This is a genomic window from Pseudomonas sp. AN-1 (genome assembly GCF_034057115.1).
Classification (GTDB): domain Bacteria; phylum Pseudomonadota; class Gammaproteobacteria; order Pseudomonadales; family Pseudomonadaceae; genus Geopseudomonas.
On the sequence record NZ_CP139195.1, the window covers coordinates 2456002 to 2479032 of the forward strand.

Below are 23031 nucleotides of genomic sequence, written 5' to 3' on the forward strand. Positions count from 1 at the left end.
CAGCCCGACGCCGCACGCGGCCGCGCCGCCGCGCGCGGCGTCTCCCCGGCCACGCGCCAAGGAGAAGCTCATGCTCGACGCACTCTCCTCCACCCTCGACTGGCTGCAGACCCGGCCCTACCTGTTCACCGCGCTGAGCGCCGCCCTGCTGCTGGGCACCGCCTGGCTGGCCAACTGGACCGTCAAGCACCTGCTGGCGCGCGCCCTGCACCGCACCCTGAGCGCCACGCCACTGGGGCGCCACCTGCCCAGCTACGAGCACAGCGTCGTCCGCCGCCTGTCCAACATCGTGCCGGCGCTGATCCTCTCCAGCGGGGTGACGCTGATCCCCGGCCTGCACCCGGCGGTGGTGACCGTGGTGGAGAACGTCTGCCGCGCCTTCGTCGTGCTGACCATCGCCCTGGCCATCGGCGGCGCACTGCGCCAGGCCAACCGTCTCTACGAACAGCGCCCGGACGCCCACCTCAAGCCGATCAAGGGCTACCTGCAGGTGCTGGAGTTCGCGGTCTACGCCCTCGCGGCCATCCTGATGGTCGCCACGCTGGTCGACCGCTCGCCGCTGATCCTGCTCTCCGGCCTCGGCGCCATGGCGGCGGTGCTGATGCTGATCTTCCAGCACACCCTGCTCTCCGTGGTGGCCAGCGTGCAGATCTCCTCCAACGACATCCTCCGCGTCGGCGACTGGGTGGAGATGCCGGCGCTGAATGCCGACGGCGACGTGATCGACATCGCCCTGCACACGGTCAAGGTGCAGAACTGGGACAAGACCATCACCTGCATCCCCACCAAGCGCTTCATCAGCGACCCGTTCAAGAACTGGCGCGGCATGCACGAGTCGGGCGGGCGGCGGATCAAGCGCAGCCTGTACCTGGACCAGGACAGCGTGCGCTTCATCGACGCCGCGCAGATCGAGCAATTGCGCCACTTCACCCTGCTGCGCGACTACCTGAGCGGCAAGCGCGCCGAACTGGACGAGTGGAACCGCCAGCTGCTCGTCCAGGGGGCCGCGCCGCTCAACCAACTGCGCCTGACCAACCTCGGCACCTTCCGCGCCTACGTGGAGAACTACCTGCGCCACGCCCCGTACATCCGCCAGGACATGACCCTGCTGGTGCGCCAGCTCGCCCCCACCGCCACCGGCCTGCCTCTGGAGCTGTACTGCTTCACCGCCACCACCGTGTGGGCCGACTACGAGCGCATCCAGGCGGACATCTTCGACCACCTGCTGGCGATCCTCCCGGAGTTCGGCCTGCGCGTGTTCCAGTATCCGAGCGGCGCCGACCTGCGCGAGTGGCGGCTGCCGGCGGCCGAGCGGCGCGAGCGCTAGGCCGGGCACGCCCGAGGCACGGCCAGACGCCGGCCAGTCGATGGCCGCCCCGCGTCCGGCCGCCGGCGCGGCACGGGATGCGTGCCCACGCCGGAGCGCGGGCACGCTCAGCCTCCGCCGAGATCAGAAGCTCACCGTCACCCCGGTGTAGAAGGTGCGGCCCATGCCCGGCACACCGATGCCCGAAGGGATGCCGTTGATGCTCATGGTGCGGCCCTGCGCCGTGTAGGCGCCCCCGGTCGGCAGGTAGTAGAACTTGTCCGCCAGGTTCTCGACGCCCGCATCCACCCGCACCTGGTCCCAGCTGTGGCTCAGACGCAGGTTGAACAGCGTGTAGCCGGCGGTTTCGATTTCGTTGCGCACGTCCGAGCCGTCGTTCTTGGCCGTCACGCTGAGCATCTCCAGGCTGTTGCTCCAGCCACCCAGCTGCTGGGTCAGGGCCACGGTCGTGTTGAGGGGCATGATGTTGTACAGCTCGTCACCGCTGTCGCGGTTCTTGCCGTCGCTGTAGTTGACCAGCGCTTCCAGCCCCCACTGGCCGAGTGCGTTGCGCGTCAGCGGCATGCGCCCCGAGACATCCACGCCGTAGATGCGTGCGGTCTGGTTGGCGTACTGCAGCACGTTGAACTGGCCGGCGGTCCAGCCCGGCCGCGCCACGGCATCGATGTAGTCGTCGACATGGGTGTAGAACGGCGTGACCTTCAGCTCGTGGCGCCGGTCGGCGCTGTGCCAGTCGAGGGTGGCGGACACCGTGTGGGCGGTTTCCGGCTCGAGGCCGATGTCGCCGACATAGCCATTGCCGTCGCCGACGAAGTTGTTCATCACCGCCGCCATCGGCCAGGTCGACCAGGTGTAGCGCTCGTACAGGTTGGGCGAGCGCACCTTGCGCGCGTAGCCGAACTCGACGTCCAGGTTCGCGTCATGGTTGTAGCGGGCCAGCGCAGTGAAGTCCCAGTTGTCATCGCTCTGGCTGCGATCGCTGGCATTGAAGGCCGCCGCATCGGGGATCTGGCTGCCCATGGCATTGCCGTAGCCGTGCACCACGCCGGCGCTGCTGGACACGTGCTCGTAACGCAGGCCGACCAGCGTCAGCCAGGCCGGATCGATCTCGCGCTCCCACTCGCCGAACAGCGCCAGCCGATCACGCTTACCGTCGTTGATGTTCTCGAAGGTGCCCGGCCACATGCCGCCGCCGGAAGCCGGCCAGTAGTCGTCGAGCCGATAGCGCTGGTACTCGCTGCCCACGCGCAGCAGGTCGCGCTCGTTCAGCTCGATGCTGGCCTTGGCGCTGGCGCCGAGGGTGGTGCTTTCGCTGTTCATCGGCATGCCGGCGGCGCAGGTCGCGCCGATCGGGCCGCAGGCTGTGCCAGCCCCTGAAGCACTACCGTACCAGAAGCGCTTGTCCGGACCGAAGTCCATCTCGTGGTCGACGGTCTCGCGGTACACCCGGGTTTCCAGGCTGCCCCAGGCGAAGCGGCTCAGGTAACGCAGGTTGATGCGCTGCTGGGTGTTGTCGGTCAGGTCCATGCGCTGGTTGGGGAACAGCTCCTGCGGCACCTCGTGCTGGCCCAGGGACAGCTCCAGCAGATCCTCTCCGAGCTTGTAGGCCATGGTCAGTTGATGGCTGCGCGTTTCGTAGGCCGTGGAAGCGACCTCGTCCAGCGCGCTGCTCTCGCCGGGACGGCCGGTGGCGGTGCTGGTCTTGAAGTCGTCGCCGGCCATGTAGTTGTTGGCCTTGCTGTAGCTGCCGGCGTAGCGGATGTTGAACGCGTCGTTGGCGTGCATCAGCGACACGTTGCCGCCGCGCGCATCGTTGTTGCTGCGCAGGAAGGCTCCCACCGAGCCCTTGTCCAGGGTTTCGCCCGCGGCGGCGAACTCAGGCGCCAGACTCTCGGCGACGATGGTGCCACCGATGCTGTCACCGCCCAGACTCACCGGCGTGATGCCGGCGAAGACCTGCAGCTTGCCCAGGTTGCTGGGGTCGATGTAGGAAAGCGCCGGGTTCATGTGGTTCGGGCAGGAGGCCACCAGATCCATGCCGTCCACCTTGATGCGCAGACGGTCGTCGGCCAGGCCGCGGATCGACGGCAGGCTGGAAATGCCGCCCGCATTGTTCAGGCTGACCCCCGCCGCACCGCGCAGCAGAGCGGCGCTGTCCGAGGTGCTCGCGCCGGCAGCGGAGCGGGCCTTCACGTCGATCTCGGTGGCGCCCAGGGTCGCGGCCGCGGGGCGCTCGCGCACCTCCGCCGGCTTGAAGGTCACCATCAGCGGCGCAACCTCCTCTTCGGCACTCTCGGTACTTTCCGGTTCGGCGGCCTGCAGCGGCAGGGCCAGGGCGCCGAGCAGCGCGGCATGCGCCGGCCACCAGCGACGCTGGAACGGATTCAGGGCGAACGGACGGGACAGGCGCGACTGCGCCAGGGACGGACGAGCGAAAACGGACATGTATGGATTCCACGCAATATCAGCGAACTGCAGGTCGCGGCCGGCGCGCAGCAGCGCGCCGGCAGACGGACGACCGGTTGGGAACGGTTTCAGGCGTGGCGGAAGGGAGGTGCGCGTGGCTGGCTGGTCGCCGGCGGCGCCTGGGGCAGACTCTGGATCGGCGGGAGGAACTGGTGGACCAGGCTGGACGGCGCCGGCAAGGCCAGCTGCACGGCCGGCGGCAGTGCCGGGCTGCCGGCCAGCAGGCCGCAGTAGCCGCACTGGTCGAGGCACTTGACCCACTCGGGCGGGCCGTCGTCGGGCAGGCTCTGGCCCTCGCCGCAGTGCAGCGCGTCCAGGTCGATGGCGAGCGCCACCTGCAGGCTGTCGAGTGCCCGCAGCTGCGAGTACAGCGGGCCGGCGAACGCCATGAACATGGCGAACAGACCGAGCCAGGCTGCAATGCGCTTGCGCCCTTGCCGAATCACCCGATGACGTCTCCCTACGAAAAGTTGCGCGGCCAGTCGCCGCAGTCAGCGGCCGGGATGATCGCACAGGGCCATGCCGCCCACCTAGTGCGACACGGCGACGCACGGATCCAGCCCGCCGGCGCAGGGCGCCAGGCGGAAAAACCGTCACGCAAGGCGAGCGAACTAAACCCGCAGAAACCGGCACAGAATATCGCCATCAGGAGCCAAGTGGTGAAAACCACCAATTTTCCGGCAATGCTTGCCATCAGCGCGCAGCCGGCGCTAGGGTTGCCGCCATGAACGCATCCCACACCCTCATCCTGCAGCGGCAATACCTCAGCCTGCACCTGGTCAGCCCCCGACTGCGCAGCTGAATACCGCATCGCCCGCTCCGATTCCGTATTGCCCGCCGCCCCCGCGGCCCCGTTTTCAGGAAATCCGTCATGCCCATGCTGAAGAACCCGTCGACCAAGTACCGTCCGTTCCCGCAGATCGACATCCCCGACCGCACCTGGCCGGGCAAGGTGATCGACAAGGCACCGATCTGGCTGAGCTCCGACCTGCGCGACGGCAACCAGTCGCTGATCGAGCCGATGGACGCCGACAAGAAACTGCGCTTCTTCCAGTGCCTGGTGGCGGTGGGCATCAAGGAAATCGAGGTGGGCTTCCCGTCCGCCTCGCAGACCGACTTCGACTTCGTGCGCACCCTGATCGAAGGCGGCCACATTCCCGACGACGTGACCATCCAGGTGCTGACCCAGGCCCGCGAAGACCTGATCACCCGCACCTTCGAATCGCTCAAGGGCGCGAAGAAGGCCATCGTCCACTACTACAACGCCACCGCGCCGAGCTTCCGCCGCATCGTCTTCAACCAGGACAAGGCCGGGGTGATCCAGATCGCCGTCAACGCCGGGCAGATCATCAAGCGCCTGGCCGAGCAGAACCCGGACACCGAGTGGCGCTTCGAGTACTCGCCGGAGATCTTCAGCTCCACCGAGCCGGAATTCGCCGTCGAGGTGTGCAACGCGGTGATCGAGGTGTTCCAGCCGACTCCCGAGCAGAAGCTGATCCTCAACCTGCCGGCGACCGTCGAGGCGGCCACCCCGAACGTCTACGCCGACCAGATCGAGTGGTTCTGCCGCCACATCGACCGCCGCGACAGCGTGCTGGTCAGCCTGCACACCCACAACGACCGCGGCACCGGCGTGGCCGCCACCGAACTGGGCCTGCTGGCCGGCGCCGACCGCGTGGAAGGCTGCCTGTTCGGCAACGGCGAGCGCACCGGCAACGTCGACATCGTCACCGTGGCGCTGAACATGTACACCCAGGGCGTCGACCCCGAGCTGGACTTCTCCGACATCGACGGCGTGCGCAAGGTGGTCGAGGAGTGCAACCAGCTGCCGGTGCACCCGCGCCATCCCTACGTCGGCGACCTGGTGCACACCGCCTTCTCCGGCTCGCACCAGGACGCGATCCGCAAGGGCTTCGCCCAGCAGGACCCGGACGGCGTCTGGGAAGTGCCCTACCTGCCGATCGACCCGGCCGACATCGGCCGCAGCTACGAGGCGGTGATCCGCGTCAACAGCCAGTCCGGCAAGGGCGGCATCACCTTCCTGCTCGAGCAGGAGTACGGCATCAGCCTGCCGCGGCGCATGCAGATCGAGTTCAGCCAGGTGGTGCAGCGCGAGACCGACCGCCACGGCCTGGAGATGAGCGCGCGGCAGATCCACGAGCTGCTGGTCGCCGAATACCTCGACGGCCCGGCGACCTACAGCCTCAAAGGCCATCGCCTGCAGGAAGCGGACGGCATCACCAGCGTCGAGGTGGAAGTCGAGCACGACGGCCGCAGCCAGACCCTGAAGGGCACCGGCAACGGCCCGCTGGAGGCGCTGGTCGCCGCCCTGCCGGTCGCCGTCGAGGTGATGGACTACAGCGAGCACGCCATCGGCGGCGGCAGCAACGCCAAGGCCGCGGCCTACATCGAGCTGCGCGTCGACGGCGGCCGCCCGCTGCACGGCGCCGGCATCGACGGCAACCTGACCACGGCGAGCTTCCGCGCCCTGTTCAGCGCGCTGAACCGCGCCCTGCGCCAGAGCGAGGCGCAGGCGGCCTGAGTCTGAGCTTTGCGCTACCCCGAGCGCCCCGACCGCCAGGTCCGGGGCGTTTTCATTTGAGCGTTTGCGCTCAGAAATCCACCTTGCCCCGCCCGGCCTTGATCGCCCCGCGCTTGCTCTTGCCCTCCAGCCGCCGCTGCTTCGAGCCGAGCGTCGGCCTGGTCGGCCGGCGCGCCTTCTCGACCTTGGCCACGCTGCGGATCAGCTCGGCCAGGCGCGCCAGCGCATCGGCGCGGTTCTGCTCCTGGGTGCGGTACTGCTGCGCCTTGATCACGATCACCCCCTCGCCGGTGATGCGGCTGTCGCGCAGCGCCAGCAGACGTTCCTTGTAGAACTCCGGCAACGACGAGGCGTGGATGTCGAAGCGCAGATGCACCGCGCTGGACACCTTGTTGACGTTCTGCCCGCCGGCGCCCTGGGCGCGGATCGCGGTGAGTTCGATCTCGCTGTCGGGCAGGTGGACGGCGTTGGAGATTTCCAGCATGGCGGAGGGCTCGGCACGAAGAGGACCCGGACAGGATACCTGCAGGGGCGAATCCATTCGCCCGGACGCCGCGCAAGGCGAATGAATTCGCCCCTGCAGCGCCTTGCCAATCCTTCGCAAGCATTTGTTTTGACTGACTTTTCGATCAGCCGCGGTAGAATCCCCGGCAACCGCATGGACGCTCCTCTCAGCCCGTTGTCGAGACTGCCATGCGTTTCCTGCTGCTCCTGCTGCTCGCCGTAATCCCCTTCGCCTCCAGCCATGCCGAAGCCCCGCGCACCTTCCGCGAAGCCAAGAAGATCGCCTGGAAGCTGTACGCCGACCGTCCGGTGGACTTCTACTGCGGCTGCGAATACCGCGGCAACCGCGTCGATCTGGACAGCTGCGGCTATGAACCGCGCAAGAACGCCAACCGCGCCGGGCGCATCGAGTGGGAGCACGTGGTGCCGGCCTGGGTGATCGGCCACCAGCGCCAGTGCTGGCAACAGGGCGGACGCAAGAACTGCACGGCCAACGACCCGCTGTTCAGCCAGGCCGAGGCCGACCTGCACAACCTGGTGCCGGCCGTCGGCGAGGTCAACGGCGACCGCAGCAACTTCGGCTTCGGCATGCTCAGCGCCAAGCCCACCCAGTACGGCGCCTGCCCCTTCGTGGTCGACTTCAAGCAGCGCACCGCCATGCCGGCGGAATACAGCCGCGGCGCCATCGCGCGCATCTACCTGTACATGAGCGAGCGCTACCAGCTGCGCCTGTCGAAGCAGGACCGCCGCCTGTACGACATCTGGAACCGCCAGTACCCGGTCAGCGAGTGGGAACGCTGGCGCAACCAGCGCATCGCCTGCGTGCAGGGCAACGCCAACCCGCATGTCGGCGAGGTGGACCTCAAGCGCTGCGCACCGCGCGAGAAGCGACTGGCCTACAACTGAGCCGGCTGCTCCCGCGGGACGGCGATGGACGACGCCGGGCACTGCGGGCTAAGGTGACGACGAGCTGGCTGAAGGAGACGGCGATGCGACACGGATCTTTGCACGCGGCACTGGGCCTGACGGTACTGGCCGCGCTGATCGTCTCCGGCATCTCGCCCTACGACCGCCCCACCTGGTGGCTGGAGGTCTCGCCGGTGCTGATCGCCGCGCCGCTGCTGCTGGCCAGCTACCGGCGCTTCCCGCTCACCGACCTGCTCTACTGGCTGATCGCCCTGCACTGCCTGGTGCTGATCCTCGGCGGCGCCTACACCTACGCGCGGGTGCCGGCCGGCTTCTGGGTGCAGGAACTGCTGGATCTTGCGCGCAACCCCTACGACAAGCTCGGCCACTTCATGCAGGGCTTCGTGCCGGCGCTGATCGCCCGCGAGATCCTCCTGCGCGGGGGCTTCCTCGCCGCCGGGCGCATGCTGGCCTTCCTCTCGCTGTGCGTGGCGATGGCCATCAGCGCCGTCTACGAGCTGATCGAATGGGCGGTGGCGCTGATCGCCGGTGGCGGCGCCGTCGACTTCCTCGGTACCCAGGGCGACCCCTGGGACACCCAGGCCGACATGTTCTGGGCGCTGATCGGCGCCAGCACCGGCCTGCTCGGCCTCGCCCGTCTGCAGGACCGGCAGATCGCCCAGTTGCGCCCTTGATCGCTCCCACGCTCCCGCGTGGGAGCCAAGCCCGCGGCGCTCCCGCGCCGATGGGACGCGGAGCGTCCCCTGCGGCATCCCCACGCAGGAGCGCTCGTCGTTATACACAAGTCCCGGTGAGCGCGTCGCGGGCCTCAAAAGCGATGACAAAGTCCCGCAACCGCTGCAGCCCGGTCCACATTGCCTTGGGCCCGGGTGGCCCATCGTGCTTGCGCCCCAAATAGCCGCCCAGGCTGGCTATCAGCATCACGACCTCACCCAGCGAGGGGGGAGTCTGTGGCGGCATGCAACGCTTGGCCACCATGTAGGCGGCCCGCCACTCCCGAGCCTCGAACACCAGCTCGCAGCTCAGACCTGGACAGCTTCGCCCCAACATCAGGCTGTACAGCACCCGCCATGTCACGACCAGGTAAAGCCCGATGCAGGGCAGTAGTCGCTCTTCGGTCTCCAGCTGCAGTCGATTGATCTGGCAACCATTCTTCAGAACGTGGAAGTAAACCTCGATACACCAGCGCACGGCATACCATTCGACGACTGTAACGGCTTGGGCCAGGCCTTCCACCGGCAGGCTTGTCAGCAGCAACCACTCCAACGGCTCGACGCCCTCCGGCGGGTGCTCCTCGCAAGCCAGGACGGCATTGATCATGACCTCAGGCAAGCGATGCCCGACGCGGGACGGTGGTTGCAGCGTGAGACTGGCAGAGCGCAGAGTGACCTGCGCCAGGCGGGCGGGACGTTTCGGGCGCGCCCGTACCTCAACCTCGACTTGCCCCAGGCTTGGCGTCGCCGCCACAGAGGCCCACAGCTTGTCGGCAGCACCGCCCAGCACGCGGCGATCCTGTGCTGCGCGCACAATCCATTGCGCCCGTGTCGTCGCAGCGACGTCTTCATACTCGACGAACCACTCGTACAGATCACCTTCGGCGTCGGCGAGATTGACGACCTGGCTTTGCGGGAGCTGCCCCTGTAGCGCACAACTGCTCTGGTAGCTGTCGATCCAGCGTCGACTTTCCTTCTCGTCCACTCCTTTTCCGCGCCGCTCCTTGCGTGGGCTTGGCTCATCACGCTGCCACCACTCGGCCGCCACCACGCCCAGACAAACCCGCTCCGGTGTGAATGCCACGGTCGGATGGAGTCGGCGGGGATGCTTCTGCCTCTCCTTGATGGTGCCCACTCCCTTGGGGCCCAGATTCACCCACTTGTCTAGCTCGGTCGTGTCCTGGGCTAACAGCACCACGGGGCAGCACTCCATGCGCTGCAAGGTGGCATCCCGATGGGGGGCCAAAACTGTTTCGAAAGTGGCCTTCTCGTTATCGAAGAAACGGTAGGCCGCCATCGTCTCCGCCCAGCTCCGGCAAGCGGTAGGAATGCTGTTGCGTGGATCTGCACCCAACTGCTCCAGCAGCTTGGCGACACGCGCATTCAATCGCTCATCGCCCAGGTTTGCCGTGCGCATCTCTTCCTCAGCCCAGCTCGCGGATGACATCCCTGTACTCCCTCGGAAAACCTAAGATGGTGACTGAACTTGTGTATAACGACGAGCGCAGGAGCGTGGGGACGATCATACCCACACGCCCCAGCCACGGCGTACCGCGCTAGAATGCGCCTCCCGCGTCACCTGCCGCCTCGGCACTACTCCCGAGAATCCCCCGCCCCATGTCCGCTCCAGCCCTGCTGTCCCTGCCCCTGCTGGCCCTCGCCCTCGGCGGCTTCGTGGTCGGCAGCAGCGAATACATCATCATGGGCCTGCTGCCCGAGGTGGCCGGCGACCTCGGCGTCAGCCTGGCCGACGCCGGCCTCCTGGTCAGCGCCTACGCCATGGGCGTGGTGGTCGGCGCGCCGCTGCTCGGCCCGCTGCTCGGCCGCCTGCCGCGCCGGCGGGCGCTGCTGTGGCTGATGGGCGCCTACACCCTCGGCAACCTGGGCTGCGCGCTGGCGCCGGACTACGCCTGGCTGGTCGCCGCGCGGCTGTTCACCGCCATCAGCCACGCCGGCTTCTTCGGCTGCGCCACCCTGCTCGCCGCCGAACTGGCGCCGCCGCAGCGGCGCGCCTCGGCGATGGCCCTGGTGCTCAGCGGCCTGACCATCGCCAACGTGCTCGGCGTACCGCTGGGCGCCTGGTTCGGCCAGGCCAGCAACTGGCGGATGACCTTCTTCGCCGTGGCCGGCTGCGGCGTCTGCACCCTGCTCGCCCAGTGGGCGTGGCTGCCGCGCGGCCAGAGCGCACCCGGCCACGGCGGCGGCGCCTGGAGCGGCGTGCTGCGCCGGCCGGTGCTGCACGCCTTGGCCATCTGCTGCCTGTCCTCGGTGGCGCTGTTCAGCGTGTTCACCTACATCAGCCCGCTGCTGCGCGAGGCCGGCGGCCTGTCGGCCAATCTGAGCAACACCGGCCTCCTGGTGTTCGGCGTCGGCCTGACCCTCGGCAACCTGCTCGGCGGCCGCCTGGCCGACCGCGGCCTGCGCCATGCCGTGCCGCTGGCGCTGGGCGCAAGCGCCCTGGCCCTGCTTGGCCTGCTCGTCCTCATCGACAGCACGCCGGCGACCATGGCCCTGCTGCTGTGCTGGGGCATGGCCAGCTTCGCCATCTCATCGCCGCTGCAGCTGCTGCTGGTGGAACAGGCCGGCGACTCCGCGGGCCTGGCCGCCACCCTCAGCCACGCCGCCTTCAACCTCGGCAACGCCAGCGGCGCCTGGTTCGGCGGCCTGTGGCTGGGCGCCCAGCTCGCACTGGCACAGCTGCCGCTGCTCGGCGTCGCCCTGCTGCTGGCGACCATCGCCGCCGCCTGGCCGCTGCCGCACCTGCGCCCGGCGCGCGAGCGGCTGGGACTGCACTGACGCCGCGCGTCCGACCAGCCGCGGGCGCCACCATGGCTGACCTAACCTTGAACTGTTGACCCGACTGCAACGGGCAGCCGGCACCAGGACACCTGCAAACGGGAGGTGGATCATGGACAGGGCGGCACTCAAGCACTTCGGCAAACCGGACGAGGTCCGGGAATTTCCCAAGGGCCGGCTGGAGCTGGTCACCATCGGCGGCGCCACGGTCGGCCGCGCCATCTTCGAGCCCGGCTGGCGCTGGTCGACCTCGCTGCAGCCGATCGCCAAGACCAAAAGCTGCGAGGCGCCGCACTTCCAGTACCACGTCTCCGGCGTGCTGCACATCCTGATGGACGACGGCAGCGAGTTCGACTGCGGGCCGGGCGACCTGTCGCTGCTGCCCTCGGGCCACGATGCCTGGGTGGTCGGCGACGAGCCGGCGGTGGTGGTCGACTTCCAGGGCATGCTCGACTACGCCAAGGCGCACTAGCCATGCTCTGGGGCCTGGCCGCCGACGCCATCCTGGTCGTGCACCTGGCCTTCGTGCTGTTCGCCCTGCTCGGCGGCCTGCTGGTGGCCTGCTGGCGCGGCCTCCTGCTGCTGCACCCGCCGGCGGCGGCCTGGGCGATCTTCGTCGAACTGACCGGCCGCGGCTGCCCGCTCACCGCCTGGGAGCAGCAGCTGCGCCTGCGCGCCGGCGAGGCCGGCTACAGCGAGGGCTTCGTCGAACACTACCTGCTGCCGCTGCTCTACCCCGACTGGCTGACCCTGCCGGTGCAGTACGTGCTGGCGGCCTTCGTGCTGGCGGTGAACCTGGCGGTGTACGCCTGGGTGTGGCGCCGCCGGCGCGCCCGCAGCTAGCGCATCTTCGAGGCGGTCTGCACTTCCTCGCCGGCGATCATGAAGCGGCCGTAGCCGCGGTGGTGCAGGGTACACGGCGCGCTCACCGCCGGGTCGTGCCAGGCCTGCACCACCTCGAGGACGAAGAAGTCGTAGCTGCCGACCAGCTGGCGATCGATCACCCGGCATTCGAGGTTCGCCCAGCACTCCTCCACCCGCGGCACCGCCACCTGCGCCGAGGGCAGCGCGGTGAGGCCGTACCTGGCGAACTTGTCGACCTGGTCGCCATGGCTGTTGCCGCAGGCCACCAGCTGGTCGAGCAGCTCGGCGGTCGGTACGTTGAGCACGCACTCGCCGGTCGCCTCCAGCGCCTTGAAGGAATGGTTGGCCGCGCTGACCACGCAGCCGACCAGCGGCGGCTCGAACTCCATCATCGTGTGCCAGGACATCGGCATCAGGTTGGCCCGCCCCGCCTGCGCGGTGCTGAGCAGCACCACCGGGCCGGGTTCGAGGATGGCGTAGACTTCGGCCAGGGGCAGGAATTCTTTCATCGGGCAGCTCCGGGCAGGGGAGGATACTGGCCCGATCAACCATAGCCCGGCGGGAGGCATGGCGCGTGGACGATTCGACAGAAGCAGCCCCGGAGCGAGAGCGCTGGCTGCTCTACCGCATCGACGACAACGGCAACGAGGTGGCGATGCGCCGCTTCGCCACCCGCGACGCAGCCGAGGCAGCGATGCGCGAATACGAGGCGCGCGGGCACAAGCAGGCGTATCTGGTACGCGAGGAGCAGAGGGAGGCGTAGTTCGGGTCAGGCTGCAGGCAGTGACCCGACGACCCGCCCACAACAGACGACCTGCCGGCCGCCATGGCGGGTTACGCCGCGTTGCGGCTAACCCGCCCTGCGCAAGCCCGGCTTCAGCCCTTCAGCTCGAACTCGTCGGCATCCCGGTACGCCGGGAAGCGCGTGCGGAACTTGGCCAGCGCCTGAGCCGACAGGGTGACGTGGAACACCCCCTCGGCCTCGCCGGCATCCAGCAGGCTGTCGCCCATGAAGTCGAGCACCTGGCTGTCGCCGGCGTGCGGATAGCCGTTGCCGTCGGCGCCGATGCGGTTGACCGCCGCCACGTAGCACAGGTTCTCGATGCCGCGCGCCGGCAGCAGGCGGTTCCACGGATTGCGCCGCGCCGCCGGCCAGCTGGCGATGTACAGCAGCAGATCGGTGTCGTGCGGGTCGCGGCTCCACACCGGGAAGCGCAGGTCGTAGCAGACCAGCGGACGCACATTCCAGCCCTTCAGCTCCAGCAGCACGCGCTGCTCGCCCGCCGCATAGTGTTCGTGCTCGCCGGCCATGCGGAACAGGTGGCGCTTGTCGTAGTGCGCGCAGCTGCCGTCCGGGCGCGCCCAGTACAGGCGGTTGCGGTAGCTGCCGTCGCTGGCGCGGGTGATCACGCTGCCGACCACCACCGCGTTCAGCCGTGCGGCCTGCGCCAGCAGCCAGGCGCGGCTCGGGCCGTCCTCGGCCTCGGCCAGCGCGGCGGCGTCCATCGAGAAGCCGGTGGAGAACATCTCCGGCAGGATCACCAGGTCGGCGCCTTCAGCCTGGTCGAGCAGGCGGGCGAAATGGGCATGGTTGGCGGCCGGGTCCTGCCAGACCGGGGCGGTCTGCACCAGGGCCAGCTTGAGGTCGGGCAAGGCGGTCAGGTCACGCATGGGAATCTCCGTAAATCCTTGATCGTCGGCTGACGTAGGGTGCGCCATGCGCACCATTCATCCGTGGTGCGCATGGCGCACCCTACCGGTCAAACCCGGCACAGCTTGTCGGCGGCCTGGCGCAGGGTTTCCTCGCGCTTGGCGAAGCAGAAGCGCACCAGCCGCAGGCCCTCGGGCGGGGTCTGGTAGAACACCGACACCGGGATGGTCGCCACGCCGTGCTCGCGGGTCAGCCACAGCGACATCTCCACGTCGTTCAGGTCGTCGCGGATCGCCGAGTAGTCGGCCAGCTGGAAGTAGGTGCCGGGGGTGCGCTTGAAGGTGAAGCGCGAACCCTGCAGCAGGTCGCAGAACAGGTCGCGCTTGGCCTGGTAGAAGGCCGGCAGCTCGTCGACGTGCTCGGGATGGGCGGTCATGTAGTCGGCCAGCGCCCACTGCAGCGGGGTGATGCCGCAGAAGGTGACGAACTGGTGGACCTTGCGCAGCTCGGCGGAGAGCGCCGGCGGCGCGACCACGTAGCCGGTCTTCCAGCCGGTGACGTGGTAGGTCTTGCCGAACGAGCTGACCACGAAGGCGCGCGCATACAGCTCCTCGTGGGCCAGCACGCTGGCGTGCTGCACGCCGTCGAACACCAGGTGCTCGTAGACCTCGTCGCTGATCAGGTAGATCTCGCGGTCGCGGATCAGCGCGGCCAACTGGTCCAGCTCGGCGCGGGAGATCAGCGCGCCGCTGGGGTTGTGCGGGCTGTTGATGATGATCAGGCGGGTGCGCGGGCTGATCGCATCGCTGAGACGCTGCCAGTCGATGGCGAAGTCCGGCAGCGCCAGCGGCACGTGCACGCAGCGCCCGCCGGCCAGCTCCACCGAGGGCTCGTAGCTGTCGTAGCAGGGGTCGAAGACGATCACCTCGTCGCCCGGGCGTACCAGCGCCTGCACCGCGCAGAAGATCGCCTCGGTGGCGCCGGGGGTGATGGTCACCTCGCTGTCCATGTCCACGCTGCGGCCGTAGCTGCGGGAGATCTTCGCCGCCACCTGCTCGCGCAGGGCCGGCAGGCCGGTCATCGGCGCGTACTGGTTGTGCCCGGCCATCACGTGGCGGCCGACCGCCTCGCGCAGCGCCTGCGGGCCGTCGAAGTCGGGAAAGCCCTGGGACAGGTTGAGAGCGCCGGTCTGCGCGGCGAGCTGGGACATGGTGGTGAAGATGGTGGTGCCGACGTTGGGCAGCTTGCTGACGATCATCGCAGTTCCTGAAGGCATGGAGCGCAAGCGGCGAGGATAGCCGATCCGCCGCCCCGGGGCAGCCGCTGCGCAGCGCGCGGAACTGCCGGCTGCGTCCGGTGCCCCGCCAAAGCGCTGCGCTATGCTGTGACCCGGTCCAGCAAGGAAGGATGCTCCCCATGAACAAGGCCCAGCGCCGCTCCGAGAAGTTCTTCCGCCTCATCCTGTGGGCGGTGGCCGTGGTGTTCGCCGGCTTCCTGGTCAACCTCGGCGGCGCGGTGGTGAAGAACCTGCCGCTGGTCGAGCAGCGCTTCACGGTCGAGGACTTCCTCGACGACGAGGCGAGCCAGCGCATCGAGCAGGAGATCAGGCGCCAGCACGAGCTGGCCCAGGATGCCCAGGACGCCCTGGAGCAGAGCCGCCTCAGGCTGGAGGCGGCGCGGCAGAACAGCCAGACCGCCCGCGACAGCCTGAGCGCCTGGCTGGCCAGCCGCCAGGTGACCCAGCAGGCGGACCGCGACGACGAGCTGCTCAAGCGCACCGAGGCGCTGGAGCACCTGCGCCTGGCCGAGCGCCAGGTGCGCAGCACGGTGGAGGCCGAGCAGCAGCACCTGCTCGACGCCCAGCAGGCGCAACAGCGCGCGCAGCGCCAGCTCGACGCGCTGCGCAGCGCCGCCTTCGATCAGATGAGCAGCCAGCAGAGCGCGCAGGAACTCAGGGTGTTCCTGATCCGCCTGGCGATCACCCTGCCGCTGCTGCTGGTCGCCGGCTGGCTGTTCGCCCGCCAGCGCAAGAGCACCTGGTGGCCCTTCGTGTGGGGCTACATCTACTTCGCGCTGTTCGTGTTCTTCGTCGAACTGGTGCCCTACCTGCCGAGCTACGGCGGCTATGTGCGCAACATCGTCGGCGTGGCGATCACCGTGCTGGTCGGCCGCCAGGCGATAGTCGCGTTCAACCGCTACCGCCAGCGCCAGCTGGAGGCCGAGGCCAAGCCCGATGCCGAGCGGCGCCAGGAGATCTCCTACGACACCTCGCTGCTGCGCCTGGCCAAGAAGGTCTGCCCCGGCTGCGAGCGGCCGGTCGAGCTGGACAACCCGCAGATCGACTTCTGCCAGCACTGCGGTCTCAGCCTGTTCGACCACTGCACGCAGTGCCAGACGCGCAAGAGCGCCTTCGCGCGCTTCTGCTTCGCCTGCGGCAGCAGCGCGCAGCGGCCGTAGCCGCTACTTCTTCTTCGCCGGACGCTTGGCGCCGCCGCCCAGGCTGGGCATCTTGCGCACCGCCTTGACCCTGGGTTCGCTGCTGTCGATCCAGTTGCCCAGCGGCTTGCCGGCCTTGCCCGGCTTGCCCAGTTCGATCTTGGGTTTCTTGGGCTTCTTCGGCTTCTTCACCACCTGGCCGTCGATGGTGGTCTGCGGCACGCGGTGGTCGGGGATGAAGTCCGGCTCGTCGCGGCGCGGCAGCACCTGGCGGATCAGCAGCTCGATGGCGGCGAGCAGCTGCACCTCGTCGGCGCACACCAGCGAGAGCGCCTCGCCGCTGGCGCCGGCGCGGCCGGTGCGGCCGATGCGGTGCACGTAATCCTCGGCGACGATCGGCAGGTCGAAGTTGACCACCAGCGGCAGGTCGTCGATGTCCAGGCCGCGCGCCGCCACGTCGGTGGCCACCAGCACCTGCACCTCGCCGGCCTTGAAGCGCTCCAGCGCGCGCAGGCGCGCCGGCTGCGGCTTGTCGCCGTGGATCGCATCGGCGCTGACGCCCAGATGCTGCAGCTCGCCGACCAGCTCGTCGACGCCCTTGCGGGTCTTGACGAACACCAGCACCTGGCCCCAGCGCCGCGCCTTGAGCAGGTGGCAGAACAGCTCGCTCTTGCGCTTCTTGTCCACCGGGATCAGCCACTGCCTGACCGACTGCGCCGCGGCGTTGCGTGGGCTGACCTCGATGCTCAGCGGGTCGCGCAGCAGCACGCGGGCCAGCTCGCGGATGGTCTCCGAGAAGGTCGCCGAGAACAGCAGGGTCTGCCGGCGCCGCGGCAGCATGGCGAACAGCTCGTTGAGCTCGCGGGAAAAACCCAGGTCGAGCATGCGGTCGGCCTCGTCGAGCACCAGGGTCTCTACCTGCTCGAAGCGCACCGCATTCTGGCGAAACAGGTCGAGCAGGCGGCCGGGGGTGGCCACCAGCACGTCGACGCCCTTGCGCAGGCGCATCATCTGCGGGTTGATGCTCACCCCTCCGTAGGCCGCCAGGGTGCGCAGCGGCAGGTGCTGGCCGTAGACGCGGAAGCTCTCGTGGACCTGCTCGGCCAGCTCGCGGGTCGGCACCAGCACCAGCGCGCGCACCGAGTTGGGCGCCACCTGCCCTGCCATGCTCAGGCGCTGCAGCAGCGGCAGGGCGAAGCCGGCGGTCTTGCCGGTGCCGGTCTGCGCCGCCGCCATCAGGTCGCGGCCCTTGAGCACGGCGGGGATCGCCTGGCTCTGCACCGGCGTGGGCGTTTTGTAGTCGAGGGCGTCGAGGGCGCGCAGCAGCGGCTCGATCAGGCCGAGGGAGGCGAAGGTCATGGCAGGGGCAACCGGCAGGGAAAACAGGGCGCCAGTTTACCTGCAATCGCTCGTTCGTACGGCGTCGATCAGCCGCGCAGCAGCAGGCTGCCCTCGATCGGCACGTAGCGGTCGGCGGCGCGCAGCAGCGACTGCGCGGTGAGGCCCGGCACGCCGTAGACGGTGGCCTCGGTGCCGCCACGGCGCACGCGCTCGAGCAGCAGGTCGAAGTCGCCGTCGCCGGAGGCCAGCACCACCTCGTCGACCCGCGCCGCGGCGTCGAGCACGTCGATGGTGATGCCGACGTCCCAGTCGCCCTTGGCGCTGCCGTCGCTGCGCTGGATGTACGGCTTGAGCTTCACGGTGAAGCCGAGCCGGCGCAGGGTCTGCTGGAACTGCTGCTGGCGCGGGTCGCCGCGCTCGATGGCGTAGGCGTAGGCCTCGACGACCTGCCCGCGCGCCGCCACTTCGCGCCACAGCGCGGCGTAGTCGAAGTGGCAGCCGTGGGCCTGGCGCACGGTGTAGTAGAGGTTCTGCACGTCGGCGAACAGGGCGATGGTCTTCAACGGGATTCCTTGTGGCGTGGCGGCCCAACCATTATCCGGCCAATCCGCAGCCTGCAGGGGCGAATTCATTCGCCAGCGCGGCCAGGTCCGGCGAATCGATTCGTCCCTACGAGGGTTTCAGCCCCGACAAGCGCGGCACCAGCAGCCGCTCGAACAGCCGCGGGGCGAGGCGCGCCAGCAGGCGGGCGACCCAGTTGACGTTGGACAGCACCAGCAGGCGCCTGCGGCGCACCGCGCCGCGGTAGATGGCCTCGGCGGTGTCCTGCGGCGCATAGACCTTGCCGACGAAGGGCAGCGGCGACGGCGTCACCGAGCCGTCGCCGACCAGCGCGTGCCTGCGCAGGTCGGTGGCGGTGAAGCCGGGGCACACCAGCATGACGTTGACGCCGCTGCCGTCCAGCTCCAGGCGCAGGGTGTCGAACAGGCCGTGCAGGGCGTGCTTGCTGGCGTTGTAGGCGCTGCGGTGCAGCATCGGGGCGAAACCGGACAGCGAGCTCATCACGATGATCTGCCCGCGACGGGCGAGGATGCTCGGCAGCGCCGCCTGGGTGCAGTGCAGCGCGCCGAAGAAATTGACCGCCATGACCCGCTCGAACACGGCCAGATCGGTCCGGGCGAACGGGCTGCTCTGGGCGATGGCGGCGTTGTTGACCAGCACGTCGATGCCGCCGAAGCGCTCCACCGCCAGGGCCACCGCCGCCTGCACCGCCTGGGCGTCGGCGACGTCGCAGCGCAGCGCCAGGGTCTCGGCGTTGTGGTGGTCGGCCAGGTGCTGGGCCAGGCTGTCCAGCGCCGCCTGGTCGAGATCGAGCAGCACCAGGCGCGCGCCGCCCTGGGCGAAGCGCAGCGCCAGCGCGCGGCCGATGCCGGCGCAGGCGCCGGTGATCAGCACCACCTTGCGGTCGAATACCTTGCTGCGGAATACCTTGCGGATGACTCGGCGCATGGGGCCCTCCTGGCGTGTCCGGAACTTCAGCCTACAACAGCTTGTGGCTGCCGTCGCACAGCGGCGGCGTGGCGCTGTGCTTGCAGCCGCAGAAGTACAGGGTCTCGCTGCGCGGAGCGAGGTAGCGCAGCGGGCGGAAGGGCCCGACCTTGTGCGAGCCGTCGCAGAACGGCTGGCTCTGGCTGCGGCCGCAGCGGCACCACCAGTATTCCTTGCCGGCCTCGACCTCCACCGCATAGGGGCCGCGCTGGGCGATATGGGGTTCGGACATGCTGCACCTCCCTCGGGCTGCTGTGCCCTTCCAGCATAGCCGCCCGACGAGCGGTGGGTACGCCACCCGGTGGATCGCCACCCGGTGGATACGCCACCCGGGCGCGCCGTCCTCAGAATCCGCTCGCCTGCCACAGCAGGCGCAGCGCCATCAGGGTCACGACCCAGGCGAAGATGCGCTTGAACTGTGCCGCCGGCATGCGGTCGAGCAGCTTCAGGCCGAGCCAGGTGCCGGCCATGCCGGCGAGGATCATCGCCGCCACCAGCGGCAGCCAGTCCCAGAAGGCGAAGCCGACCGCCGAGAACACCGCCATCTTCAGCAGGTGCTGGGCGCTCATGCAGGCGGCGAAGGTCGCGGTGGTGGCCAGCTTGTCCATGTCGTGGCGGTGGAGGAAACCGGCCACCAGCGGCCCGGTGGCGCCGACGAACATCGACACCAGGGTGGTGAAGCCGCCGGCCAGCAACTGCCCGCCGGCACCCAGGCTGCGCTGCCCCGGCTTGGGCCCCCAGACCAGGTAGAGGATGAAGGCGGCGACGCTGAACTGGATCCACTGCAGCGGCAGCTGGACGACGATCAGCGAGGCCAGCAGCGCGCCACCCAGCGCGCCGAGGGCGAAGCGCCCGAGCAGGCCGCGGTCGATGTGCCGGCGGGTCATCCAGGCGCGGTTGCCGTTGGAGCCGAGCTGCACCAGGCCGTGCACCGGGATCAGCGCCGCGGCCGGGACGATGCCGGCCATGATCGCCAGCAGCAGCACCCCGCCGCCGATGCCCATGGCGCCGGTGAGCAGCGAGGTGAAGCCGGCGGTGGCGATCAGGATGCCGGCGTCGAGCAGGGAGAGGGATGCGGGCAGCAGGTCCATGGCATGGCTCGAGACAGGAAAGGAGCGGGCATTGTAGGAAGCTGCCGGGAAAGGGGATAGCGAGAGCGCCTGCCTCCCCGCTCCCGATTGATGGCTCCTACGCTCTGCGTGGGAGCCCGAGCCATGGACGCTCCGCGTCCAGCCGCAGGTGCGGCTCCGGCGTGCATGCCCACGCGGAGCGTGGGCACGATCACCCCTCCTCAGGTCGCCTTGCGCGGCTTGGCCCGCGCGGTGGGCTCGGCGACCAGCGGATCGTCCGGCCAGTAGTGCTTGGGATACCTGCCCTTGAGGTCCTTCTTCACCTCGGCGTAGGTGTTGGCCCAGAAGCTGGCCAGATCCTGGGTGACCTGCACCGGGCGCTGCGCCGGCGACAGCAGGTGCAGCTTGACGCCGAGGCGCCCGCCGGCGATGCGCGGCGTGGCGGCCAGGCCGAACAGCTCCTGCAGGCGCACCGCCAGCACCGGCGGCTCCTCGGCGTAGTCGAGACGGACCTTCGATCCGGACGGCACCTCGAGGGTCCTGGGCGCCAGCTCGTCGAGGCGCTGCGGCAGCGGCCAGGGCAGCAGGCCGTGGAGGATCGCCGAAAGGTCCAGGGCGGCGAAGTGGCTGAGGCGGCTGACCCTGCCCAGGTACGGCAGCAGCCAGTCCTCCAGCGTCGCCAGCAGGGCGCTGTCGGAGACGTCCGGCCATTCGCTGGCGCCCCTGTCCGCCAGGTCGAGGCGACGCAGCAGCGCCACCCGCGCCTGCCACTGGCGCAGCTCCGGCGTCCACGCCAGCAGCTCCAGGCCCTTGCGCCGCACCAGATTGATCAGCGCGCGGCCGCGGGCGGCCTCGTCCAGCCCGGCGAGCGCCTCGCTGGACAGCACCAGCTCGCCGACCTTGCGCTGGCGCTCGGCGCGCAGCACGCCCTCGCGCTCGTCCCAGTCGAGCACCTCGCTGGCGCTGACCTGCTCGGCCAGTGGGCCGTCGAACAGCGCCGGGTCGAGGTCGGTCGCCAGGTAGATGCGCTCCTCGCGCTGGCCCTGGCGGCTGCCCAGGTCGGCGATCACCAGCCACTCGTGCTTCATCAGCGCATCGGGCTCACCGAACTGCGCCGCGCGGCCGTTGGCCAGGCGGTAGTCGGCTGAGCCTGCGCGGCGCTGGCGGGCGATGCGGTCGGGATAGGCGAAGGCCAGCAGGCAGCCGAGCCAGCGCGGATGTTCGGGATCGGCCACCGCCTGTTCGACCTTTCTCGGCAGGAGGCTGCGGAACTGGCGGGCCAGCTGGCGCGCGCGCTGCACGCCGCCTTGGGCGGCACCCCGCTGGGCGCCACGCGCCGCGCGCGAATCGCCGGCGAGCAGGGCGATGCGAGTGTGCAGGTCGGCGCCACCGCTGCTACGCAGGATGTCCCGCTCGGACAGCAGCGCGGCGAGGTCGGCGGCCAGCGCGCCGAGGCCGAGCACCTGCCCGCGCAGCAGCAGGTGGGCGAGGCGCGGATGGGTCGGCAGCGTGGCCATCGCCTGGCCGTGGGCGGTCAGCGCCCAGCCCTTGCCGCGCGGCTCCAGCGCGCCGAGGCGCTGCAGCAGCTCGCGGGCCTGGGCCAGCGCGGCGGCCGGCGGCGGGTCGAGCCAGACCAGCTCGCTGGCGTCGTCGACGCCCCAGCGCGCCAGCTGCAGGGCCAGGCCGGCCAGGTCGGCCTGGAGGATCTCGGCGCTGCCGTGGGCGGCCAGCTGCTCGTGCTGGGTCTGCGACCACAGGCGGTAGCACACCCCCGGCTCCAGGCGGCCGGCGCGGCCGGCGCGCTGGGTCGCCGAGGCGCGCGCGATGCGCTGGGTGTCCAGGCGGGTCATGCCGCTGGCCGGGTCGAAACGCGGCACCCGCTCCAGGCCGGCGTCGACCACCACGCGCACGCCGTCGATGGTCAGGCTGGTCTCGGCGATGTTGGTGGCCAGCACCACCTTGCGCGTACCGGCCGGCGCCGGCTCGATGGCGGCGCGCTGGGCGGCCAGCTCCAGCTCGCTGTGCAGCGGGCAGAGCAGGATGTCGGCACGCGTGCCGAGCGCCTCCTCCAGCGCCGCCTGCACGCGGCGGATCTCGGCCTGGCCGGGCAGGAACACCAGCAGGCTGCCGCCCTGCTCGGCCAGCGCCTGCAGCACGGTCTGCACCACCCGCGGCTCCAGCGCCTCGCCGGGCTGGGCGGCGCGGCCCCACTGGATGTCCACCGGGAACATGCGCCCCTCGCTGCGCACCACCGGCGCGTCGCCGAGCAGCGCGGCCAGACGCTCGCCCTCGAGGGTCGCCGACATCGGCAGCACCCGCAGCGGCGGCCCCTCGCGCAGCAGCTCGCGGCCGCTGAGGGTCAGCGCCAGGGCCAGGTCGGCATCGAGGCTGCGCTCGTGGAATTCGTCGAATATCACCAGGCCGACGCCCTCCAGGCCCGGATCGTCCTGCAGGCGGCGGGCGAGGATGCCCTCGGTGACCACCTCGATGCGCGTGCGCGGGCCGACCTTGCTGTCCAGGCGGATGCGATAGCCGACCGTCTCGCCGACCTTCTCGCCCAGCTCGCTGGCCAGACGCTCGGCGGCGGCGCGCGCGGCCAGCCGGCGCGGTTCGAGCATGACGATGGTCTGCCCGGCCAGCCACGGCTCGTCGAGCAGCGCCAGCGGCACGCGGGTGGTCTTGCCGGCGCCGGGCGGCGCCTCCAGCACCGCCTCGTGGCGCTCGGCGAGCGCGGCGCGCAGTTCGGGCAGCACGGCATCGATGGGCAGGGCGGAGGACAGGCTCATGGGCACTCGCAACGGCTGACGGCAAGGGCGGCGATTATAGCGGCGAAGCGCCAGCCTTCC

General features: G+C 69.8%; 23 protein-coding genes. 10 read left to right on the plus strand and 13 right to left on the minus strand.

Annotated elements, in window-relative coordinates:
- The first annotated feature begins 70 nt into the window (after window positions 1–70).
- Window positions 71–1327, plus strand: a complete 1257-nt coding sequence (locus SK095_RS11465; protein ID WP_201486678.1) for a mechanosensitive ion channel family protein — start codon at window positions 71–73, stop codon at window positions 1325–1327.
- 123 nt (window positions 1328–1450) lie between these two features.
- Here SK095_RS11465 and SK095_RS11470 read toward each other — a convergent pair whose 3' ends face one another.
- Complete coding sequence (locus SK095_RS11470; RefSeq protein WP_320546378.1) at window positions 1451–3772, minus strand: TonB-dependent receptor; 2322 nt, start codon at window positions 3770–3772, stop codon at window positions 1451–1453.
- Between the two features lie 89 nt (window positions 3773–3861).
- Window positions 3862–4239: a DUF2946 domain-containing protein gene (locus SK095_RS11475; protein ID WP_136489622.1), complete on the minus strand. Its 378-nt coding sequence runs from the start codon at window positions 4237–4239 to the stop codon at window positions 3862–3864.
- A gap of 3 nt (window positions 4240–4242) precedes the next feature.
- Here SK095_RS11475 and SK095_RS11480 point away from each other — a divergent pair, with 3 nt between their 5' ends.
- Together SK095_RS11480 and leuA are read left to right on the plus strand one after the other, a co-directional pair.
- Window positions 4243–4521: a hypothetical protein gene (locus SK095_RS11480; RefSeq protein ID WP_320546379.1), complete on the plus strand. Its 279-nt coding sequence runs from the start codon at window positions 4243–4245 to the stop codon at window positions 4519–4521.
- A 143-nt stretch (window positions 4522–4664) separates the two neighbouring features.
- A complete protein-coding gene (gene leuA, locus SK095_RS11485) occupies window positions 4665–6335 on the plus strand; it encodes a 2-isopropylmalate synthase (RefSeq protein WP_201486681.1) in 1671 nt (556 codons plus the stop codon).
- A 70-nt stretch (window positions 6336–6405) separates the two neighbouring features.
- Here leuA and arfB read toward each other — a convergent pair whose 3' ends face one another.
- Window positions 6406–6819 (minus strand): alternative ribosome rescue aminoacyl-tRNA hydrolase ArfB, encoded by a 414-nt coding sequence (arfB, locus tag SK095_RS11490; RefSeq protein ID WP_136489625.1) that lies wholly within the window; start codon window positions 6817–6819, stop codon window positions 6406–6408.
- A 209-nt stretch (window positions 6820–7028) separates the two neighbouring features.
- Between arfB and SK095_RS11495 the strand changes: the two genes are divergently transcribed.
- Window positions 7029–7745, plus strand: a complete 717-nt coding sequence (locus SK095_RS11495; protein WP_320546380.1) for an endonuclease I family protein — start codon at window positions 7029–7031, stop codon at window positions 7743–7745.
- A gap of 83 nt (window positions 7746–7828) precedes the next feature.
- A complete protein-coding gene (locus SK095_RS11500; RefSeq protein ID WP_320546381.1) occupies window positions 7829–8440 on the plus strand; it encodes a DUF2238 domain-containing protein in 612 nt (203 codons plus the stop codon).
- Between the two features lie 100 nt (window positions 8441–8540).
- Here SK095_RS11500 and SK095_RS11505 read toward each other — a convergent pair whose 3' ends face one another.
- A complete protein-coding gene (locus tag SK095_RS11505; RefSeq protein WP_320546382.1) occupies window positions 8541–9926 on the minus strand; it encodes an IS4 family transposase in 1386 nt (461 codons plus the stop codon).
- 170 nt (window positions 9927–10096) lie between these two features.
- On the opposite strand from SK095_RS11505, the gene SK095_RS11510 reads away from it, so the two are divergent.
- The 3 genes from SK095_RS11510 to SK095_RS11520 all read left to right on the plus strand — a co-directional run bounded on the left by SK095_RS11510 (window position 10097) and on the right by SK095_RS11520 (window position 12118).
- Window positions 10097–11275, plus strand: a complete 1179-nt coding sequence (locus SK095_RS11510; protein ID WP_320546383.1) for an MFS transporter — start codon at window positions 10097–10099, stop codon at window positions 11273–11275.
- Window positions 11276–11387: 112 nt separating this feature from the next.
- On the plus strand, window positions 11388–11747 hold the full coding sequence (locus SK095_RS11515) for a cupin domain-containing protein (RefSeq protein ID WP_136489629.1): 360 nt from the start codon (window positions 11388–11390) through the stop codon (window positions 11745–11747).
- A gap of 2 nt (window positions 11748–11749) precedes the next feature.
- Entirely contained in the window at window positions 11750–12118 is a 369-nt protein-coding gene (locus SK095_RS11520) for a DUF2784 domain-containing protein (protein WP_320546384.1), read from the plus strand.
- On the opposite strand, the gene SK095_RS11525 is transcribed toward SK095_RS11520, so the two are convergent.
- The gene (locus SK095_RS11525; protein ID WP_320546385.1) at window positions 12115–12648 is read right to left on the minus strand and encodes a flavin reductase family protein; all 534 of its coding nucleotides are present in this window, start codon (window positions 12646–12648) and stop codon (window positions 12115–12117) included. The genes SK095_RS11520 and SK095_RS11525 overlap by 4 nt on opposite strands.
- 65 nt (window positions 12649–12713) lie before the next feature.
- On the opposite strand from SK095_RS11525, the gene SK095_RS11530 reads away from it, so the two are divergent.
- Window positions 12714–12902 (plus strand): hypothetical protein, encoded by a 189-nt coding sequence (locus tag SK095_RS11530; protein ID WP_320546386.1) that lies wholly within the window; start codon window positions 12714–12716, stop codon window positions 12900–12902.
- A gap of 113 nt (window positions 12903–13015) precedes the next feature.
- Here the strand turns inward: SK095_RS11530 and SK095_RS11535 are convergent, their stop codons facing one another.
- Both SK095_RS11535 and SK095_RS11540 read right to left on the minus strand, forming a co-directional pair.
- The gene (locus SK095_RS11535; protein ID WP_320546387.1) at window positions 13016–13810 is read right to left on the minus strand and encodes an amidohydrolase; all 795 of its coding nucleotides are present in this window, start codon (window positions 13808–13810) and stop codon (window positions 13016–13018) included.
- A gap of 89 nt (window positions 13811–13899) precedes the next feature.
- Entirely contained in the window at window positions 13900–15048 is a 1149-nt protein-coding gene (locus SK095_RS11540) for a pyridoxal phosphate-dependent aminotransferase (RefSeq protein ID WP_320546388.1), read from the minus strand.
- A gap of 158 nt (window positions 15049–15206) precedes the next feature.
- On the opposite strand from SK095_RS11540, the gene SK095_RS11545 reads away from it, so the two are divergent.
- Entirely contained in the window at window positions 15207–16247 is a 1041-nt protein-coding gene (locus tag SK095_RS11545) for a double zinc ribbon domain-containing protein (RefSeq protein WP_201487893.1), read from the plus strand.
- A gap of 3 nt (window positions 16248–16250) precedes the next feature.
- On the opposite strand, the gene SK095_RS11550 is transcribed toward SK095_RS11545, so the two are convergent.
- From SK095_RS11550 to hrpB, 6 genes are all read right to left on the minus strand, one after another.
- Window positions 16251–17585: a DEAD/DEAH box helicase gene (locus tag SK095_RS11550; protein WP_320546389.1), complete on the minus strand. Its 1335-nt coding sequence runs from the start codon at window positions 17583–17585 to the stop codon at window positions 16251–16253.
- A gap of 68 nt (window positions 17586–17653) precedes the next feature.
- Window positions 17654–18130 (minus strand): NYN domain-containing protein, encoded by a 477-nt coding sequence (locus tag SK095_RS11555; protein ID WP_236574830.1) that lies wholly within the window; start codon window positions 18128–18130, stop codon window positions 17654–17656.
- 106 nt (window positions 18131–18236) lie between these two features.
- Window positions 18237–19076 carry an SDR family oxidoreductase gene (locus SK095_RS11560; RefSeq protein ID WP_320546390.1) on the minus strand — a complete coding sequence of 280 codons (840 nt, stop codon included), beginning with the start codon at window positions 19074–19076 and terminating at the stop codon, window positions 18237–18239.
- A gap of 31 nt (window positions 19077–19107) precedes the next feature.
- Window positions 19108–19347, minus strand: coding sequence for a CDGSH iron-sulfur domain-containing protein (locus SK095_RS11565; protein ID WP_201487889.1), 240 nt, complete (start codon window positions 19345–19347; stop codon window positions 19108–19110).
- A 112-nt stretch (window positions 19348–19459) separates the two neighbouring features.
- Window positions 19460–20206, minus strand: a complete 747-nt coding sequence (locus SK095_RS11570; RefSeq protein WP_136489640.1) for a sulfite exporter TauE/SafE family protein — start codon at window positions 20204–20206, stop codon at window positions 19460–19462.
- A gap of 200 nt (window positions 20207–20406) precedes the next feature.
- Complete coding sequence (gene hrpB, locus SK095_RS11575; RefSeq protein WP_320546391.1) at window positions 20407–22971, minus strand: ATP-dependent helicase HrpB; 2565 nt, start codon at window positions 22969–22971, stop codon at window positions 20407–20409.
- Between the last annotated feature and the right edge of the window lie 60 nt (window positions 22972–23031).

Excerpts from the sequence above, each read along its gene's own strand:
- SK095_RS11465 (WP_201486678.1), top strand. The coding sequence starts at position 71 with ATGCTCGACGCACTCTCCTCCACCCTCGACTGGCTGCAGACCCGGCCC.
- SK095_RS11470 (WP_320546378.1), bottom strand. The coding sequence starts at position 3,772 with ATGTCCGTTTTCGCTCGTCCGTCCCTGGCGCAGTCGCGCCTGTCCCGT.
- SK095_RS11480 (WP_320546379.1), top strand. The coding sequence starts at position 4,243 with ATGACGTCTCCCTACGAAAAGTTGCGCGGCCAGTCGCCGCAGTCAGCG.
- leuA (WP_201486681.1), top strand. The coding sequence starts at position 4,665 with ATGCCCATGCTGAAGAACCCGTCGACCAAGTACCGTCCGTTCCCGCAG.
- arfB (WP_136489625.1), bottom strand. The coding sequence starts at position 6,819 with ATGCTGGAAATCTCCAACGCCGTCCACCTGCCCGACAGCGAGATCGAA.
- SK095_RS11495 (WP_320546380.1), top strand. The coding sequence starts at position 7,029 with ATGCGTTTCCTGCTGCTCCTGCTGCTCGCCGTAATCCCCTTCGCCTCC.
- SK095_RS11500 (WP_320546381.1), top strand. The coding sequence starts at position 7,829 with ATGCGACACGGATCTTTGCACGCGGCACTGGGCCTGACGGTACTGGCC.
- SK095_RS11505 (WP_320546382.1), bottom strand. The coding sequence starts at position 9,926 with ATGTCATCCGCGAGCTGGGCTGAGGAAGAGATGCGCACGGCAAACCTG.
- SK095_RS11510 (WP_320546383.1), top strand. The coding sequence starts at position 10,097 with ATGTCCGCTCCAGCCCTGCTGTCCCTGCCCCTGCTGGCCCTCGCCCTC.
- SK095_RS11515 (WP_136489629.1), top strand. The coding sequence starts at position 11,388 with ATGGACAGGGCGGCACTCAAGCACTTCGGCAAACCGGACGAGGTCCGG.
- SK095_RS11520 (WP_320546384.1), top strand. The coding sequence starts at position 11,750 with ATGCTCTGGGGCCTGGCCGCCGACGCCATCCTGGTCGTGCACCTGGCC.
- SK095_RS11525 (WP_320546385.1), bottom strand. The coding sequence starts at position 12,648 with ATGAAAGAATTCCTGCCCCTGGCCGAAGTCTACGCCATCCTCGAACCC.
- SK095_RS11535 (WP_320546387.1), bottom strand. The coding sequence starts at position 13,810 with ATGCGTGACCTGACCGCCTTGCCCGACCTCAAGCTGGCCCTGGTGCAG.
- SK095_RS11540 (WP_320546388.1), bottom strand. The coding sequence starts at position 15,048 with ATGATCGTCAGCAAGCTGCCCAACGTCGGCACCACCATCTTCACCACC.
- SK095_RS11545 (WP_201487893.1), top strand. The coding sequence starts at position 15,207 with ATGAACAAGGCCCAGCGCCGCTCCGAGAAGTTCTTCCGCCTCATCCTG.
- SK095_RS11550 (WP_320546389.1), bottom strand. The coding sequence starts at position 17,585 with ATGACCTTCGCCTCCCTCGGCCTGATCGAGCCGCTGCTGCGCGCCCTC.
- SK095_RS11560 (WP_320546390.1), bottom strand. The coding sequence starts at position 19,076 with ATGCGCCGAGTCATCCGCAAGGTATTCCGCAGCAAGGTATTCGACCGC.
- SK095_RS11565 (WP_201487889.1), bottom strand. The coding sequence starts at position 19,347 with ATGTCCGAACCCCATATCGCCCAGCGCGGCCCCTATGCGGTGGAGGTC.
- SK095_RS11570 (WP_136489640.1), bottom strand. The coding sequence starts at position 20,206 with ATGGACCTGCTGCCCGCATCCCTCTCCCTGCTCGACGCCGGCATCCTG.
- hrpB (WP_320546391.1), bottom strand. The coding sequence starts at position 22,971 with ATGAGCCTGTCCTCCGCCCTGCCCATCGATGCCGTGCTGCCCGAACTG.